This window comes from Pseudonocardia oroxyli, from assembly GCF_900102195.1.
GTDB lineage: Bacteria > Actinomycetota > Actinomycetes > Mycobacteriales > Pseudonocardiaceae > Pseudonocardia > Pseudonocardia oroxyli.
Map to the genome: position 1 here is coordinate 161,711 of NZ_FNBE01000005.1, position 15,967 is coordinate 177,677.

At 71.2% G+C, this 15,967-nt stretch carries 15 protein-coding genes; 7 read left to right on the plus strand and 8 right to left on the minus strand.

Translation table 11 applies throughout. The features are described 5' to 3' along the window. Nucleotides 1-477: 477 nt before the first annotated feature. Nucleotides 478-1,425, plus strand: coding sequence for a D-alanine--D-alanine ligase family protein (locus BLS43_RS09770; RefSeq protein WP_093080671.1), 948 nt, complete (start codon nt 478-480; stop codon nt 1,423-1,425). A 143-nt stretch (nt 1,426-1,568) separates the two neighbouring features. Here the strand turns inward: BLS43_RS09770 and BLS43_RS09775 are convergent, their stop codons facing one another. The 8 genes from BLS43_RS09775 to rpmH all read right to left on the minus strand — a co-directional run bounded on the left by BLS43_RS09775 (nt 1,569) and on the right by rpmH (nt 6,560). Beyond that, complete coding sequence (locus BLS43_RS09775; protein ID WP_093080674.1) at nt 1,569-2,519, minus strand: ParB/RepB/Spo0J family partition protein; 951 nt, start codon at nt 2,517-2,519, stop codon at nt 1,569-1,571. Continuing rightward, nucleotides 2,520-3,413, minus strand: a complete 894-nt coding sequence (locus tag BLS43_RS09780) for a ParA family protein (RefSeq protein ID WP_093080679.1) — start codon at nt 3,411-3,413, stop codon at nt 2,520-2,522. Nucleotides 3,414-3,438: 25 nt separating this feature from the next. After that, nucleotides 3,439-4,107, minus strand: coding sequence for a 16S rRNA (guanine(527)-N(7))-methyltransferase RsmG (rsmG, locus tag BLS43_RS09785; RefSeq protein WP_093080684.1), 669 nt, complete (start codon nt 4,105-4,107; stop codon nt 3,439-3,441). Nucleotides 4,108-4,181: 74 nt separating this feature from the next. Continuing rightward, complete coding sequence (locus tag BLS43_RS09790; protein WP_093080690.1) at nt 4,182-4,673, minus strand: Jag family protein; 492 nt, start codon at nt 4,671-4,673, stop codon at nt 4,182-4,184. An 82-nt stretch (nt 4,674-4,755) separates the two neighbouring features. After that, nucleotides 4,756-5,820 (minus strand): membrane protein insertase YidC, encoded by a 1,065-nt coding sequence (gene yidC / locus BLS43_RS09795; protein ID WP_093080694.1) that lies wholly within the window; start codon nt 5,818-5,820, stop codon nt 4,756-4,758. Beyond that, complete coding sequence (gene yidD, locus BLS43_RS09800; RefSeq protein WP_093080699.1) at nt 5,814-6,071, minus strand: membrane protein insertion efficiency factor YidD; 258 nt, start codon at nt 6,069-6,071, stop codon at nt 5,814-5,816. The genes yidC and yidD overlap by 7 nt, the downstream gene beginning before the upstream one ends. Further along, nucleotides 6,068-6,406, minus strand: a complete 339-nt coding sequence (gene rnpA / locus BLS43_RS09805; RefSeq protein ID WP_093080703.1) for a ribonuclease P protein component — start codon at nt 6,404-6,406, stop codon at nt 6,068-6,070. The genes yidD and rnpA overlap by 4 nt, the downstream gene beginning before the upstream one ends. A 16-nt stretch (nt 6,407-6,422) precedes the next feature. Then, complete coding sequence (rpmH, locus tag BLS43_RS09810) at nt 6,423-6,560, minus strand: 50S ribosomal protein L34 (protein WP_093080708.1); 138 nt, start codon at nt 6,558-6,560, stop codon at nt 6,423-6,425. 510 nt (nt 6,561-7,070) lie between these two features. Here rpmH and dnaA point away from each other — a divergent pair. From dnaA to gyrB, 6 genes are all read left to right on the plus strand, one after another. After that, nucleotides 7,071-8,642, plus strand: coding sequence for a chromosomal replication initiator protein DnaA (gene dnaA, locus BLS43_RS09815; RefSeq protein ID WP_374205006.1), 1,572 nt, complete (start codon nt 7,071-7,073; stop codon nt 8,640-8,642). 1,090 nt (nt 8,643-9,732) lie between these two features. Then, nucleotides 9,733-10,875: a DNA polymerase III subunit beta gene (dnaN, locus tag BLS43_RS09820; RefSeq protein ID WP_093080718.1), complete on the plus strand. Its 1,143-nt coding sequence runs from the start codon at nt 9,733-9,735 to the stop codon at nt 10,873-10,875. 63 nt (nt 10,876-10,938) lie between these two features. After that, complete coding sequence (gene gnd / locus BLS43_RS09825; protein WP_093080723.1) at nt 10,939-11,883, plus strand: phosphogluconate dehydrogenase (NAD(+)-dependent, decarboxylating); 945 nt, start codon at nt 10,939-10,941, stop codon at nt 11,881-11,883. Further along, nucleotides 11,883-13,022, plus strand: coding sequence for a DNA replication/repair protein RecF (gene recF / locus BLS43_RS09830; protein WP_093080728.1), 1,140 nt, complete (start codon nt 11,883-11,885; stop codon nt 13,020-13,022). The genes gnd and recF overlap by 1 nt, the downstream gene beginning before the upstream one ends. Before the next feature lie 42 nt (nt 13,023-13,064). Further along, complete coding sequence (locus BLS43_RS09835) at nt 13,065-13,712, plus strand: DciA family protein (RefSeq protein ID WP_425438533.1); 648 nt, start codon at nt 13,065-13,067, stop codon at nt 13,710-13,712. A gap of 266 nt (nt 13,713-13,978) precedes the next feature. Further along, nucleotides 13,979-15,958, plus strand: a complete 1,980-nt coding sequence (gyrB, locus tag BLS43_RS09840; protein ID WP_093080733.1) for a DNA topoisomerase (ATP-hydrolyzing) subunit B — start codon at nt 13,979-13,981, stop codon at nt 15,956-15,958. Nucleotides 15,959-15,967: the final 9 nt, after the last annotated feature.

Here is a 15,967-nt window from a genome sequence, read left to right on the forward strand (position 1 = left end):
CGATGTTTCACGTGGAACGGCTCGGCTCGGCTCGGCTCGGCTCGGCTCGGCTCGGCTCGGCTCGGACGATGATCCACCGTCGGGGCGCCGAGAGGTCGATTCCCGACCCACCATCTCCCGAACGCTGGATCATGGCCTGCGTCCTGCGCCCTGCGCCCCGCCCGGCCCCGGCCCCGGGACCGGTCCCGGTCCCGGTCCCGGCCTCGGTCCCAGGCCACCGCACCCCAGCACTGTCCGCGTATACGCATCACCAGCCGCGCACCCACCACCGCACCGCCGAGAGGTCGATCCGTGACCGAGCATCTCCCAGACGCCGGATCACGGCCCGCATCCTGCGCCCCCGCCCAGCCCCGATCGCACGCCGCCCACCTCCGCACTGCCCGCGTATACGCATCACCGGCCGCTCCCTCGCCACACCCGTTCCACGTGAAACATCCCCGCCGCCGCGCTCGCCCCGGCGTGGCGGAGAATGCGCGGGTGAGCGATCGAAGCGTGGCGGTACTGGCGGGCGGACTCTCCCACGAGCGCGAGGTCTCGCTACGGTCCGGCAAGCGGCTCGCCGGCGCGCTGCGTTCGGTGGGCGTGGACGTTCGCGAGTGGGACGCCGACGCGTCCCTGATCGAGCGTCTGCGCACGGACCGCCCATCGGCCGCGATCGTGGCGCTGCACGGGGGAGAGGGGGAGAACGGCGCCATCCACGCCGTCCTGGAGCTCCTGGGGGTGCCTTACGTGGGCACCGCCTCGGCCGCCTGCCGCCGCGCCTGGGACAAGCCGACCGCGAAGGCCGAGTTCGCCCGCGCGGGCCTCGACACTCCCGACTGGATCGCGCTCCCGCACACGACCTTCCGTGAGCTCGGAGCGCAGGCCGTGCTCGACGCGATGGTCGAGCGTCTCGGTCTGCCGCTGATGCTCAAGCCCGACCAGGGCGGCTCGGCACTCGGTGCCCAGGTCGTCCGGTCGGCCGCGGATCTGCCGGCCGCGATGGTCAGCTGCCTCGCCTACGCCGACACGGTTCTCGCCGAGCGTTTCGTGACGGGCACGGAGGTCGCCGTCTCCGTCGTGCACGACGGCACCCTTCCGCGAGCCCTGCCCCCGGTCGAGGTGGAGGCGCCCGGTGGCGTCTACGACTACACCGCCCGCTACACGCCGGGCGCGACGTCGTTCCACTGCCCGGCGCGGCTTCCCGCCGACACGATCGCCCTCCTCGAACGCACGGCGCTCGAGGCGCACGCACTTCTCGGCCTCCGGGACCTCTCGCGCATGGACGCCGTCGTGGACGGGGAGGGGCGGGTGCAGATCCTGGAGGTGAACGTCTCGCCCGGCCTCACCGACACCTCGCTGCTGCCGACCGCGGTCGCCGCGGACGGCGGAGATCTCGGCACGGTCTTCGCCGCCCTCGTGGAGAAGGCGATCGAGCGGGGCTGACACCCGCGAAGGATCCTGTTATGACACGTCGGCGAGTGCGTCCACATCCCGCCGTACCGGATCCACCCTCGATCAGCCAGCGGCGCACAGGGGGCCCGTGAGCGGCACGTCTCGCGCACGGGCCTCGGTGGACGAGTCGGGACTCAGCCGCCCTGTTCGATCATCCGCGCGATGCGCTCGAAGTCCTCCGCGGAGCCGAACTCGACCACGAGTCGGCCCTTCCGGGCGCCCATCTCGACCTTGACCGTCGTGTCGAAGCGGTCGGACAGTCGATCGGCCAAGGCGCTCATGCCCTCGCTCACCGCGGGGCGCCCACGGGGCTTGCGCGCCTTGGCGGCGGGGGCCTCGTTGCGGGCGAGGACGACCGCCTCCTCCGTCGCGCGCACCGACAGTCCCTCGGCGACGATGCGAGCGGCGAGCTCCTCCTGGGCGGCGGCGTCGTCGAGCCCGAGCAGGGCTCGAGCGTGACCGGCCGAGAGCACTCCTGCCGCGACCCGCCGCTGCACCGCGACGGGCAGACGCAGGAGCCGGATCATGTTCGTGACGACGGGTCGGCTGCGGCCGATCCGGTCGGCGAGCTCGGTCTGGGTGACGCCGAACTCCTCGAGCAGCTGCTCGTAGGCGGCGGCCTCTTCGAGCGGGTTCAGCTGAACGCGGTGGATGTTCTCCAGCAACGCGTCCCGCAGCATCTGGTCGTTGGTCGTGCCGCGCACGATGGCGGGCAGCTCGGTCAGCCCGGCCCGCTGGGAGGCGCGCCACCGACGTTCGCCCATGACGAGCTCGTACTGGCCGGCGACGAGCTCACGCACGACGATCGGTTGCAGCAGCCCGAACTCGCGGATGGAGTGCTCGAGCTCGGCGAGCTGCTCGTCGTCGAACTGGGTGCGGGGCTGCTTCGGGTTGGGCCGGATCGCCCCGACGGGGATCTCGCGGTACTCCGCGCCGACGCTCGTCATCGGCTCCGGCGCACGCATCCGTGAGGGCAGCATGTCCGTCGGCGTCAACGCCATCGGCCCGGTCCGGATCCCGGTCTCCGGCCCCGTGGGAATCAGCGCGGCCAGGCCGCGGCCCAGTCCGCCCTTGCGCTCCGCCATCTATGCCCCATCCGTCTGCTCATCCATGTGCGAGCCGTACTCCGCGATCTCGCGCGCCGCGTCGACGTAGCTCATCGCCCCGCGGGAGCCGGGGTCGTACGCGAGGACGGTCTGGCTGTAGCCCGGCGCCTCGGAGACCTTCACGCTACGCGGGATGACCGTCCGAAGGACCGTATTGCCGAAATGCTGTCGCACTTCCGAGGTGACCTGGTCGGCGAGCTTCGTCCGGCCGTCGTACATGGTCAGCAGGATGGTCGACACGTGCAACGCGGTGTTGAGGTGCGAGCGCACCAGGTCGATGTTGCTCAGGAGCTGGCCCAGGCCCTCCAGCGCGTAGTACTCGCACTGGATCGGGATCAGCACCTCCTGGGCCGCGACGAGGGCGTTGACGGTGAGCAGGCCGAGCGAGGGCGGGCAGTCGATCAGGACGTAGTCGACGTTCAGCTCGTCGAGCGCGTCGTCGTTGAGCGCTTGGCGCAGCCGCGACTCGCGGGCGACCATGCTCACGAGCTCGATCTCCGCACCCGCCAGGTCGATGGTGGCGGGCACGCACAGCAGGTTGTCCGACGCCGTGCTGACGGCGGCCGCCTCGACGAGGCCGATCTCGCCGATCAGCGCCTCGTAGACAGACGGAGTGCCCGTCCGGTGCTCGACGCCGAGGGCCGTACTGGCGTTGCCCTGGGGGTCGAGGTCGATGACCAGGACGCGCAGGCCGTGCAGGGCGAGCGCCGCAGCCACGTTGACCGTGCTCGTCGTCTTGCCGACGCCGCCTTTCTGGTTGGCGATCGTGAGGATGCGGCGGTGGGCCGGCTTCGGCATGCCGTGACGGTCGGGGTGCCGCAGACGGGCGGCGCGCTCCGCCTCTTCGGCTATCGGGGTCCAGCCGAGGCTCATCGCTGGGGACCTTCCTGGGGATGTTTCACGTGGAACGCTTCTTCCGGGGTCGACCGGCGAGTCGGGCCTGACGTTCGACGGACACCACTGTGCTCGGCGGGTCGACGATGCCGGTGCCGCACAGCTCGATGACGGGAGTGCCGCCGCCCAGCCTGCGGACCTCGGCGGCGTCCCGCTCGATCTCCTGCGGTGCGGACGCGCCCTTCACCGCGAGCATCCGGCCCCCCGTGCGGAGCAGCGGGAGCGACCAGCCGGCGAGCCGGGCGAGCGGAGCGACGGCGCGTGCGGTGACCACGTCAGCCCCCTCCCATCGCCGTCGGATCGCATTCTCCTCTGCTCGCCCGCGCTCGACCGTCAGCGACAAGCCGAGATCCGCGATGATCTCCTCCAACCACTCCACCCGGCGGGCGAGCGGTTCGACGAGCACGATCCGGAGGTCCGGACGGGCGAGGCACAACGGTATCCCGGGAAGGCCCGCACCCGAGCCCACATCCACCACTTTCGCGCTGTCCGGCACGAGTTCCGCGACGACGGCGCAGTTGAGGACGTGACGGTCCCACAGCCGGTCCGCCTCGCGCGGCCCGATCAGACCACGTTCGACGCCCGAGGTCGCGAGGTGGTCGACGTAGCGGGCGGCGAGCTCGAGCCGGTCGCCGAAGACCTTCTGCGCGGCCGGGGGAGGGGGATGTTCCACGTGAAACCGTCCTGGGGAGGAGACGACGGCGCCCTCCGGTCCGAACTGGACACGGAGGGCGCCACCGCGGGGATCTACTTGTCGCGGAAGACGACGACCTGCCGGCGGGGCTCCTCGCCCTCGCTCTCGCTCGAGACGCCCTTGACCGCCGCGACGGCGTCGTGGACGACCTTGCGCTCGAACGGCGTCATCGGCCGCAGCCGGGCGGGCGTACCGGTCTCCTTGACCTCCTCGGCGGTACGGGTGCCGAGCTCGGTCAGCTCGTCCCGCCGACCCTGCCGCCACCCGGCGATGTCCAGCATCAGCCGGCTGCGGTTGCCGGAGGCCTGCTGCACCGCCAGGCGGGTCAGCTCCTGCAGCGACTCGAGGGCGGCACCCTTCTCGCCGACGAGTCGGGCGAGGTCCTCGCCGCCGTCGATGCTGACGATCGCCCGGCCGGCCTCGACGTCCAGGTCGATGTCACCGTCGTAGTCGAGGATGTCGAGCAACCGCTCGAGGTAGTCCCCGGCGATGTCGCCCTCTTTGATCAGCTGGTCCTCGGACCCGCCCTCCGCCGTCTTCGGCACGCGTACTCCTCTCCACGTTGCGCTCGTCCGACCGCCAGGCGACCGGACGAGGTGAGCGAGCCGCGGCCCGCTCGAAGGTCTGCTACCGACGCTTCTTGCCCTTGCGGGCCTGCGTCCGGTTACCGCCGCCCGGGCGCCCGCCCGACCCACCGGATCGGTTGACGGGCTTCGCGCCGGGCTTGGGCTTCGTCACCGGCTTGGCCCCGGGCTTCTTCTCCGGAGCGGACTCGGTGGTCTCGGTCTCGGGCTCCTCGACGGCCTCGGGCTCGGCCGGGGTCGAGCCGTTCCGGTTCGGCTTCTGGCCGGGCTTGGGCGCCAGGGCGTTGCGGTTCTGCGCCGCCTTGTCCTTCTTCTCGGCCTCTTCCGCGTCGATCCTCTTGTAGACGACGTACTGCTGGCCGAGCGTCCAGAGGTTGTTGGAGACCCAGTAGAAGAGGATCGCCAGGGGCAGGAACGGGCCACCGACCACGACGCCGATCGGGAACACGTACAGCATCAGCTTGTTCATGATCGCGGTCTGCGAGTTCGCCATGGCGGCCGGGTTGGCGGCCTGCCGGGCGACCGAGTGCCGCGCCGTGATGTGGGTGAAGATGCCCGCGAGGATCATCAGCGGGATCATCACGATCAGCTGGCTGGTGAGGTTCCCGCCGAGCTCCTGGAGCGTGACGGTGGAGTACTGCGTGTTGACGACGGTCGCACCCAGCTTGGCGCCGAAGAACGACGAGTCGACGAACGAACGCACCTCGTCCGCGCCGAAGAAGTAGTTCTCGGTCTTGCCGGGCTTGAACTCCCGCAGCACGTGGAACAGGCCGATGAACACCGGCACCTGCACCAGGACCGGCAGGCAGCCGCCGAGCGGGTTCGCCCCGTTCTCCGCCTGGAGCTTCTGCATCTCCTGCGTGAGCTTCTGCCGGTCGTTCGCGTACTTCTTCCGGAGCCGCTGCATCTCCGGCGCCATCTCCTGCATCTTGCGCATGGAGCGGACCTGGCCGACGAACGGCTTGTAGAGGATCGCGCGGAGGGTGAAGACCAGGAAGATGACCGACAGGACCCAGGAGATGCCGGCGTCCGCGCCGAAGATGAAGCCGAACGCCTTGTGCCAGACCCACATGATGAACGACACGGGGTAGTAGATGAAGTTCAGCACGGGGCTTGCTCCTCGCACTTCTCAGTGCCGTGGTCGGATCGGGGTGGGACCGGGTCTACTCCGCCAGGGTGCCACGGGTGGCAGCGCAGGAGTCGGCGCAGCGCGAGCCAACACCCGCGCAGCGCGCCGTGGACCTGGATCGCCTCGACGGCGTAGGCGCTGCAGCTGGGGTAGAAGCGACAGCTCGGGGGCAGGTTCGGGGAGATCCAGCGCTGGTAGAAGCGCAGGAGCGCGAGGAGGACGGTGCTCATCGCGTGGCCTTCCGCAGGCCCGAGTCGAGGTCGGCGGCCAGCTCGCTCGACGTGGCGGTGGCCGCGGGTGGCAGGGCCCGGACGACGAGCAGGGCGCCCGCGGGCAACGTCGCCAACCGGTCCGCCACGAGATGACGGAGCCGCCGGGCCACGCGGTGGCGGACCACCGCGTTCCCGACGGCCTTGCTCACGACGAATCCGGCCCTCGGACCGAGGACCGGATTCGGGGTCGTGTCCAGATGCACGACGAGACGGGCGCGCCCGGCGCGGCGACCTCGGCGGATCGTCGAGGCGAACTCGTCCCGACGGGTCAGCCGGGCGCCGGCGGGCAGCACTCCGACGTCGCGGCGATCAGGCCGAGAGCGCGGCGCGGCCCTTGCGGCGGCGCGACGACAGGATGGCGCGGCCCGCGCGGGTCCGCATGCGCAGGCGGAAGCCGTGCGTCTTGGCGCGGCGGCGGTTGTTCGGCTGAAAGGTCCGCTTGCTCACGGTCGTCTTCTCCCGATCGACGACACGCTCGGGCCGTCGGTAGCTTCTGGTTGGTCTGCGCACACAGGGCGCGCCTCCGGATAAGGGTACGCAGCGGCGCGAAGGGCGTGCAAACCGCCCCCCGTCACCGCGAGGTCGAGTGACAGCGAGGTCGCTCACCGTCATCCTCGCAGGCAGGCGCACGTGGGCCGGACCTGCCTCCACCTGCGCGTCTTGTGGTCGCCGGGCGGTCGTTGTTAGCGTGCGGGCTTCACGTTCCATCCGGGGGGATCGGAACATCCGCACGCGCCGTCGGCTCCGTCGAAGGCTCTGCGGGTCGCGGTGGCCGAGGGGCCGGGCGCGATCCGCCGAACTCCCCTGCGTACGGTCATACACATGTGTGGATAAGTCTGGGGATGTCTTCAGGCCCGCACGAACCAGAACGACGAACTCCGACGGCGCGCGCCCGCCCCCAGCCGGTCGCGCGGAGAGAGGGACCCAGCGGTGGCGGAAAACGGTGACCTCGCCCAGGTGTGGGATCTGGTCATCGCCGACCTCGCCGCCCCGCCCGAGAACGGCGCGCCGACTCTGTCGGCGCAGCAACGGGCCTTCCTCCGGCTGACCCGCCCACTCGGGCTGCTCGACGGCACCGCGCTCCTCGCCGCGCCGAGCGAGTTCGCGAAGGACGCCATCGAGCGGATCCTGCGCCGCCCGATCAGCGAGGCGATCGGCCGGCACCTCGGAGTGCAGGTGAACCTCGCCGTCGTGGTCGACCAGAGCGCGTCCGCGGGCGGGACCGCGGTGCCGGACCCGCCGTCGCGCAGGCCGGTCGGCGCGCCGTCGCTGGGCGCGATCGCGGAGTCGAACGCGCCGAGCCCGCTACCGCTCGGCACGGACGGCGCCACCGCCGACGTGCCGACGCCCCCGTCCGGCTCGCCGCTCGTGGACCCGTCGGCCGCGGCCGCGCTCCCCGAGCCCGCCGGCGTCGAGGGCGCCCCGCCGCCCGCGCCGGAGCCGTGGCCCACGTACTCCGCGCCGCAGCCGGGCGACCCGGTGGCGCCGCGCTCGCAGACCCGGCTGAACGAGAAGTACATCTTCGACACGTTCGTCATCGGGGCGTCGAACCGCTTCTCCCACGCCGCGGCCGTCGCGGTGGCCGAGGCGCCCGCCCGCGCCTACAACCCGTTGTTCATCTGGGGCGAGTCCGGGCTGGGCAAGACCCACCTGCTCCACGCGGTGGGGCACTACGCGCAGCGGCTGTTCCCCGGCATGCGCGTGCGGTACGTCAGTACCGAGGAGTTCACCAACGACTTCATCAACTCCCTGCGTGACGACCGCAAGGTCGCCTTCCAGCGCCGCTACCGGGACGTCGACGTGCTGCTCGTCGACGACATCCAGTTCCTGGAGGGCAAGGAGGGCACGCAGGAGGAGTTCTTCCACACCTTCAACACCCTGCACAACGCGAACAAGCAGATCGTCGTCTCCTCCGACCGGCCGCCGAAGCGCCTGGAGACCCTCGAGGACCGGATGCGCACGCGGTTCGAGTGGGGGCTGATCACCGACATCCAGCCGCCCGAGCTCGAGACCCGCATCGCGATCCTCCGCAAGAAGGCGGCGCAGGACCGGCTCGCCGTCCCCGGTGACGTCCTGGAGTTCATCGCCGAGCGCATCGAGCGGAACATCCGCGAGCTCGAGGGCGCGCTGATCCGGGTGACGGCCTTCGCCTCGCTCAACCGCCAGCCCGTCGACACCCAGCTCGCCGAGATCGTGCTGCGCGACCTCATCCCGGACTCCGCCGCCTCGGAGATCACCGCGCCGACGATCATGGCGGTCACCGCCGAGTTCTTCGACGTGACGATCGAGGAGCTGTGCGGGCCCGGGAAGACCAAGGCGCTCGCCCAGGCCCGCCAGATCTCCATGTACCTGTGCCGCGAGCTCACCGATCTCTCCCTGCCGCGCATCGGCCAGACCTTCGGCGGCCGCGACCACACCACGGTCATGCACGCGGACAAGAAGATCCGCAACGAGATCTCGCTGCGCCGCAAGACGTTCGAGCAGGTTCAGGAGCTCACGGCGCGCATCAAGCAGCGCGCCCGGCACTGACCGCGCATCCGCACGGGCGACGCACCACGATCGCTATCTCCGTGCCCCGGCTGTCGTGCGCACCGCACTAAGCGCACGAAACGTGCGAACCCCCCCCTGCCACCGGCCTGTTGTCCCCAGCCCGCCCCCAGCCTTCCTCACCGGAAGGACGCAAGTCGCTCCGTGACCACGTGCACACCCACATGGAGCAGCCGAGTCTCGACGCCGTCGGACGCGGCGAGGGCGAGAACGATCATGTGGACACGAGTGACCAAGATCGAGACGCCTCGAACGAAGATCAACGAGCCGTCATCGCGTCGTGACCGAAGAGAGATCCACTCCGAGCGCGTGTCGCTCCCGGCCCGACCGCTCGTCGTCTGCTAAAGGACGCTCGCCGCATCGACGGGCGCGGGCGCCACGCGAACAGTGACCCGGACGGTCACCGTCCGTTGCAGCTCGTGTGCAAGGCGGGACTCCTGAGGGTCTCGACCGCCGCCACCGGGTCCTGGCAACGGCGCCGACCGGTCGCACAGCGTGGACGCACGGCCACGCTTCACCCACATCTGGGGACAACTCTGTGGATTGCCGGCCCATGGGCGGTGGACGGATCACCCCCAGCCGGTGGACAACTCACCTCGAACCCGGGGACAGCGGCCGGACAACTCCGCCCGGACGCTGGCTGTCCACCGTCCTCCGCAACCCTCCCGAGTCCGTCCGCAGGCCCGGTCCCCAGATCGCCGCACCGTCCCACCTGCGACGACGCGCTCCATCCACGTTGTCCACAGGACCTATCTCTACGTCTGGAGTTCTCTCTTGGAAGAACTACAAGAGAAAGAGGGCCGTGGATGGGGACACGGACGGGGACCTCGCCGGTGCGTTCGGACCGCTCGTCGGGCGACGGACCCGCGACGTGACACCCGGGCTCGGGAGGCTCTACGGTGAGTCGGCCGAACCCGGATTGCCGGAACGTCGGCGGAGCGCCCTCGAAGACCGTCGGTCGGACCTCGGGGCCCGCGCCGCCCGTCCTCCTCCGGGGCCCGGTCACGAGTCACTTCGAATCACTCCGAGCGCGGTCACATCCAGTGACCACCGGTGAAAGGTCCTCTCCGCGATGAAGTTCCGGGTCGAACGCGACGTGCTCGCCGATGCCGCTGCCTGGGTCGCCCGCAGCCTCCCTGCGCGACCGCCGGTGCCGGTCCTCGGCGGCGTGCTGATCGACGCCGGAGCCGAGGGGGACCGCCTCACCGTCTCCGGGTTCGACTACGAGACCTCGGCCCGCGTGGAGCTCGACGCGACGATCGGTGACCCGGGCAGGCTGCTCGTCTCCGGCCGGTTGCTCGCCGACATCACCCGCGCCCTGCCGAACAAGCCCGTGGACCTCGTCGTCGACGGCTCCCGCGCCACGATCAACTGCGGCAGCAGCCGGTTCTCGCTGCCGACCATGCCGGTCGAGGACTACCCGCAGCTGCCGGGCATGCCCCAGCGGGCGGGCGCGGTCGACGCCGCGGAGCTGGCTGGGGCCGTCGCCCAGGTCGCCGTCGCCGCGGGTCGGGACGACACGCTCCCCATGCTCACCGGCATCCGGCTCGAGATCGAGGGCACCCGGCTCACGCTCGCCGCGACCGACCGCTTCCGGCTCGCCGTGCGCGAGCTGGACTGGCAGCCGGAGGACGCGAGCGGGTCCACCGCCGTGCTCATCCCGGCGAAGACCCTCTCGGACGTCGCGAAGACCCTCGCCGGCGCCGGTTCCGTCGAGATCGCCCTGTCCGCCGGGGACGGCATGCTCGGGCTCACCGGCGGGGGCCGCCGGGCCACCACCCGCCTGCTCGACGCGGAGTTCCCGCGGTTTCGCCAGCTCATTCCGGCCGAGCACACCACCGCCGCGGAGCTCCAGGTCAGCCACCTCGTCGAGGCGATCAAGCGGGTCTCGCTCGTCGCGGACCGGGTCGCGCAGATCCGGATGGAGTTCGGCGAGGACGGGCTCCGGCTCGCGGCCGGTGGCGAGGACGTCGGCAGCGCCGAGGAGGAGCTGCCCTGTACGCTGGACGGCACCCCGCTGACCATCGCGTTCAACCCGGGCTACCTGCTGGACGCGCTCGGTGCGCTGCACACCGAGAAGGCCCAGCTCACGTTCACCACCCCGAACCGGCCCGCGCTGGTCCGCCCGGTGCTGCCGCCCGCCGAGGGGGAGGACACGACCCCGCCCGCCTCGGGTTACCTCCACCTGCTGATGCCGGTGCGCCTCCCGGGGTGATCGATTCACCCGCGGCCGGCACGATGAGCGCCGACACGTGAGGGCCAGGAGTGGGGAGCGGTTGTGCAACTCGGACTGATCGGCCTGGGCCGCATGGGCGGCAACATGCGGGACCGGGTGCGGGCGGCGGGACACGAGGTCGTCGGGTTCGACCCGCGGCCGGAGGTCACCGACGTGGCGTCGCCGGCGGATCTCGCGGCGGCGCTCGAGGCGCCGCGGGTGGTCTGGGTGATGGTCCCCAGCGGTGAGCCGACGCGCTCCACCGTCGCCGCCCTGGCCGACATCCTGGAGCCGGGCGACCTGGTGATCGACGGCGGGAACTCCCGCTACACCGACGACGGCCCGAACGCGGAGCTGTTGTCCGCCAAGGGGATCGGCTACGTCGACTGCGGCGTGTCCGGTGGCATCTGGGGCAAGGACAACGGCTACGGCCTGATGGCGGGCGGGGCGAAGGAGCACATCGAGCTCGCCATGCCGATCTTCGACGCGCTGCGCCCGGAGGGTCCGCGCGAGGAGGGCTTCGCGCACGCGGGCGGCGTCGGGGCCGGGCACTTCTCGAAGATGGTGCACAACGGCATCGAGTACGGCCTGATGCAGGCCTACGCCGAGGGCTTCGAGCTGATGGAGGCCACCCCGCTGATCGAGGACGTCCCAGCGGTGATCCAGGCCTGGTCGCGCGGCACCGTGGTGCGGTCGTGGCTGCTGGACCTGCTGGTCAACGCACTGAAGGAGGACCCGCACCTGGCGGACCTCGAGGGCTACGTGGACGACTCCGGCGAGGGCCGGTGGACCATCGAGTCCGCGATCACGCACGCCGTGCCGCTGCCGGTGATCTCCGCGGCGCTGTTCGCGCGGTTCGCGTCCCGGCAGGACGAGTCCCCGGCCATGAAGGCCGTCGCGGCGCTGCGCAACCAGTTCGGCGGGCACGCGGTGAAGAAGGCCGCCGGCCCGGCGGGCGCACCGGGCGACCACGCCGGACCCAGCTCGGGTGCCGGCAGCACCCACTAGTGCACCTGCGGCGACTGGCCGTCGAGGACTTCCGTTCCTGGGAACGCGCCGAGCTGGATCTCGAACCGGGCGTCACGGTGCTGGTCGGGTCGAACGGCGTCGGCAAGACCAACCTGGCGGAGGCGATCGGCTACGTCGCCACCCTGGGCTCGCACCGCGTCGCGAACGACGCGCCGCTGATCCGCCGCGGCGCCGAGCGCGCGATCGTGCGGGCCCAGGTCGTGCACCAGGGCCGCGAGCTGTTCGTCGAGCTGGAGATCACGGCCGGGCGGGCGAACCGGGCGCGGGTCAACCGCGCGCCGGTGCTGCGCCCGCGGGAGATCCTCGGGATCCTGCGCAGCGTGCTTTTCGCTCCGGAGGACCTCGCGCTCGTCCGCGGCGACCCGGGCGAGCGGCGGCGGTTCCTCGACGACCTGCTCGTCGCCCGCTACCCGCGCTACGCCGGCGTCCGCAGCGACTACGACCGGGTGCTGCGGCAGCGCTCGGCGCTGCTCAAGACCGCCCGCAACCGGCAGGCCGACCTGTCCACGCTCGAGGTGTGGGACGGGCACCTGGCCCGGCACGGCGCGGCCCTGCTCGCGGGCAGGCTCGAGCTCGTCGACGGGATCGCGCCGCACGCGGAGAAGGCCTTCTCCGAGGTGGCGCCGACATCGGATCCGCTGTCACTGCAGTACAAGTGCTCGATCCCCGGTGAGCTCGACCGGGCGGCGTTGGAACCCATGCTGCTCGACGAGCTGGCCCAGGTCCGCCGCCAGGAGATCGAGCGGGGGGTCTGTCTCGTCGGCCCGCACCGGGACGATCTCGTGCTCGGCCTCGGGGAGGGCCCGGCCAAGGGCTACGCCAGCCACGGCGAGTCGTGGGCGATCGCGTTGTCGCTGCGGCTGGCGTCCTACCGTCTGCTCAAGGCGGACGACGTCGAGCCGGTGCTCATCCTGGACGACGTCTTCGCCGAGCTCGACGCGCAGCGGCGCCGCGCGTTGTGCGCGGTCGCCGCCGAGGCGGAGCAGGTCATCGTGACCGCGGCCGTCGCCGAGGACGTCCCGGCGCAGCTGACGGGCGCCCGGTTCGCGGTGGGCGGCGGGACCGTCGTCCGGACGACGACCGGTGACGACCCGTCTGACGTGCAGGAGAACGGATGATGACGAGCCGCCCCCGATCGGGGCGTTCCTGGGGACAAGGTTGTGGATACTGTGGATAACCCCCGCTCCTCCGGTGACTCCAGTCACAAGGCACCGCCCGCCGCGACGGATCGACCGTCGGACCCGCCCGCGGTCCCCAAGGATGTCCACACCCCTGGGGACACCGCTCATCGCGGCGAGCGGCGCGGCGCCGATCTGGCCCGGGACGCGCTCGCCGCGGCGCGCGAGGCGACGGCGGCGAAGCGGAAGGAGCAGTCCGCGGAGCAGCGGGGCGTGCGGCCGACGGGCTTCGGGCGGGGACGACGACGTCGCTGGTCCGGCCCGGGCCCGGACAACCGGGACCCGCAGCCGTTCGGCCGTGCGGTGTCGCGGGTCTCGATGGACCGGGGCTGGTCCTCCCGGCTCACGGACGCCACGGTGCTGGGCCGCTGGCCCACGCTGGTCGGGCCGGACATCGCCGACCACTGCACCCCCGTCTCCCTGCGGGACGGCGAGCTGGTCCTGAAGGCGGAGTCCACGGCGTGGGCCACGCAGCTGCGCACCCTGCAGCGACAGATCCTGCAGCGCCTGGCCGCCGCGGTGGGCCCGGACGTCGTCAAGCGGATCCGGGTCACGGGGCCGCAGGGCCCGAGCTGGCGCCACGGTCCGCGCCACGTCCGCGGCCGAGGCCCCCGGGACACCTACGGGTGAGCCTCCCGCGCCTCCCACTCTCGGGTGACCGTTCGCACCCGCCAGAGGCCCGCTGAGCGCGACGTGACGGGGCGTGAGCGCCGTTCGACCCCGTTTTCGGGCGGCCGGACCCTGTTCGCCGCGCGATCGCGCCGCTGTGACGCTTTCAGACGTGTCCTAGCCACAGTTCTGTCCGACCGGACCGGTAGAATCATCAGTGAGTGCCGCACGTGTGCGGCAGCACTGCCGGCATCCGCCGGCTCTCGTGGCGAGGAGAACATCAGCCCGTGGCGGAGAAGAAGAGCGGCTACAGCGCGTCGTCGATCACGGTCCTCGAGGGCCTGGAAGCCGTCCGCAAGCGCCCCGGCATGTACATCGGCTCCACCGGCGAGCGCGGTCTGCACCACCTCATCTGGGAGGTCGTGGACAACGCGGTCGACGAGGCGATGGCGGGGTACGCGACGAAGGTGGAGGTCACCCTGACCGCGGACGGCGGCGTCCGCGTCGTCGACGACGGTCGTGGCATCCCGGTCGACATGCACCCGGTGGAGAAGAAGCCCGCCGTCGAGGTCGTGCTCACCGTGCTGCACGCGGGCGGCAAGTTCGACGGCAAGTCCTACGCGGTCTCGGGCGGCCTGCACGGCGTCGGCGTCTCCGTCGTGAACGCGCTGTCCAGCGCGCTCGACGTCGAGATCCACGTCGACGGTTTCACGTGGAACCAGCACTACGACCACTCGGTCCCCGGCACGCTGCACAAGGGGGCGCCGTCGAAGCGGACCGGCACCTCGATCACGTTCTGGGCCGACCCCACCATCTTCGAGACCACCACGTACAGCCTGGAGACGATCCAGCGCAGGCTGCAGGAGATGGCGTTCCTCAACAAGGGCCTCACGATCGTCCTGCGGGACGAGCGGGTCTCCGACACCGAGGTCGACGACGAGCCGGACGCGGAGGGCTTCGTCGCCAAGGTCAAGGAGCAGACCTTCCACTACCCGGGCGGTCTCGAGGACTTCGTCGCGTTCATCAACCGCAGCAAGGACGCGATCCACAAGAAGATCATCAGCTACACCGGCGAGGGCCCCGGGCACCAGGTCGAGGTCGCGATGCAGTGGAACTCGGGCTACTCCGAGTCGGTGTACACGTTCGCGAACACGATCAACACGCACGAGGGCGGCACCCACGAGGAGGGCTTCCGTTCCGCGCTGACCACCACGGTCAACCGCTACGCGCGGGACAAGAAGCTGCTCAAGGACAAGGACCCGGCGCTGTCCGGCGAGGACATCCGCGAGGGGCTCGCCGCGATCGTGTCGGTCAAGGTCGCCGAGCCGCAGTTCGAGGGCCAGACGAAGACCAAGCTCGGCAACACCGAGGTCAAGTCGTTCGTGCAGAAGATGAGCAACGAGTGGCTGTCGGACTGGTTCGAGCGCAACCCCGCGGACGCGAAGACCATCGTCACCAAGGCGGTGTCCAGCGCGCAGGCCCGGCTCGCCGCCCGCAAGGCGCGGGAGCTGGTGCGCCGCAAGAGCGCCGGTGACATCGGCGGTCTGCCGGGCAAGCTGGCGGACTGCCGCTCCACGGACCCGAGCAAGTCCGAGGTCTACATCGTGGAGGGCGACTCGGCAGGCGGCTCGGCCAAGTCCGGCCGGGACTCGATGTACCAGGCGATCCTGCCCATCCGCGGCAAGATCATCAACGTCGAGAAGGCCCGGATCGACCGCGTCCTCAAGAACACCGAGGTCCAGTCGATCATCACTGCCCTCGGCACGGGCATCCACGACGAGTTCGACCTGTCGAAGCTGCGCTACCACAAGATCGTGCTGATGGCGGACGCGGACGTCGACGGCCAGCACATCCGCACCCTGCTGCTCACCCTGCTGTTCCGCTTCATGCGGCCGCTGGTCGAGGCCGGGCACGTGTTCCTGGCGAACCCGCCGCTCTACAAGATCAAGTGGGGCGGCCGCGGGTCCGAGCCGGAGTTCGCGTACTCGGACGCGGAGCGGGACGGGCTGATCGCGGCGGGCCGCGAGGCCGGCAAGAAGCTCCCCAAGGACGAGGGCGTGCAGCGGTACAAGGGGCTCGGCGAGATGAACGCCAAAGAGCTGTGGGAGACCACGATGGACCCCGAGGTGCGGATGCTCTCCCGGGTCACCCTGGACGACGCGGCGACCGCGGACGAGCTCTTCTCCGTGCTGATGGGCGAGGACGTCGAGTCCCGCCGCTCCTTCATCACGCGGAACGCCAAGGACGTCAGGTTCCTGGACGTCTGAGAGATAGAG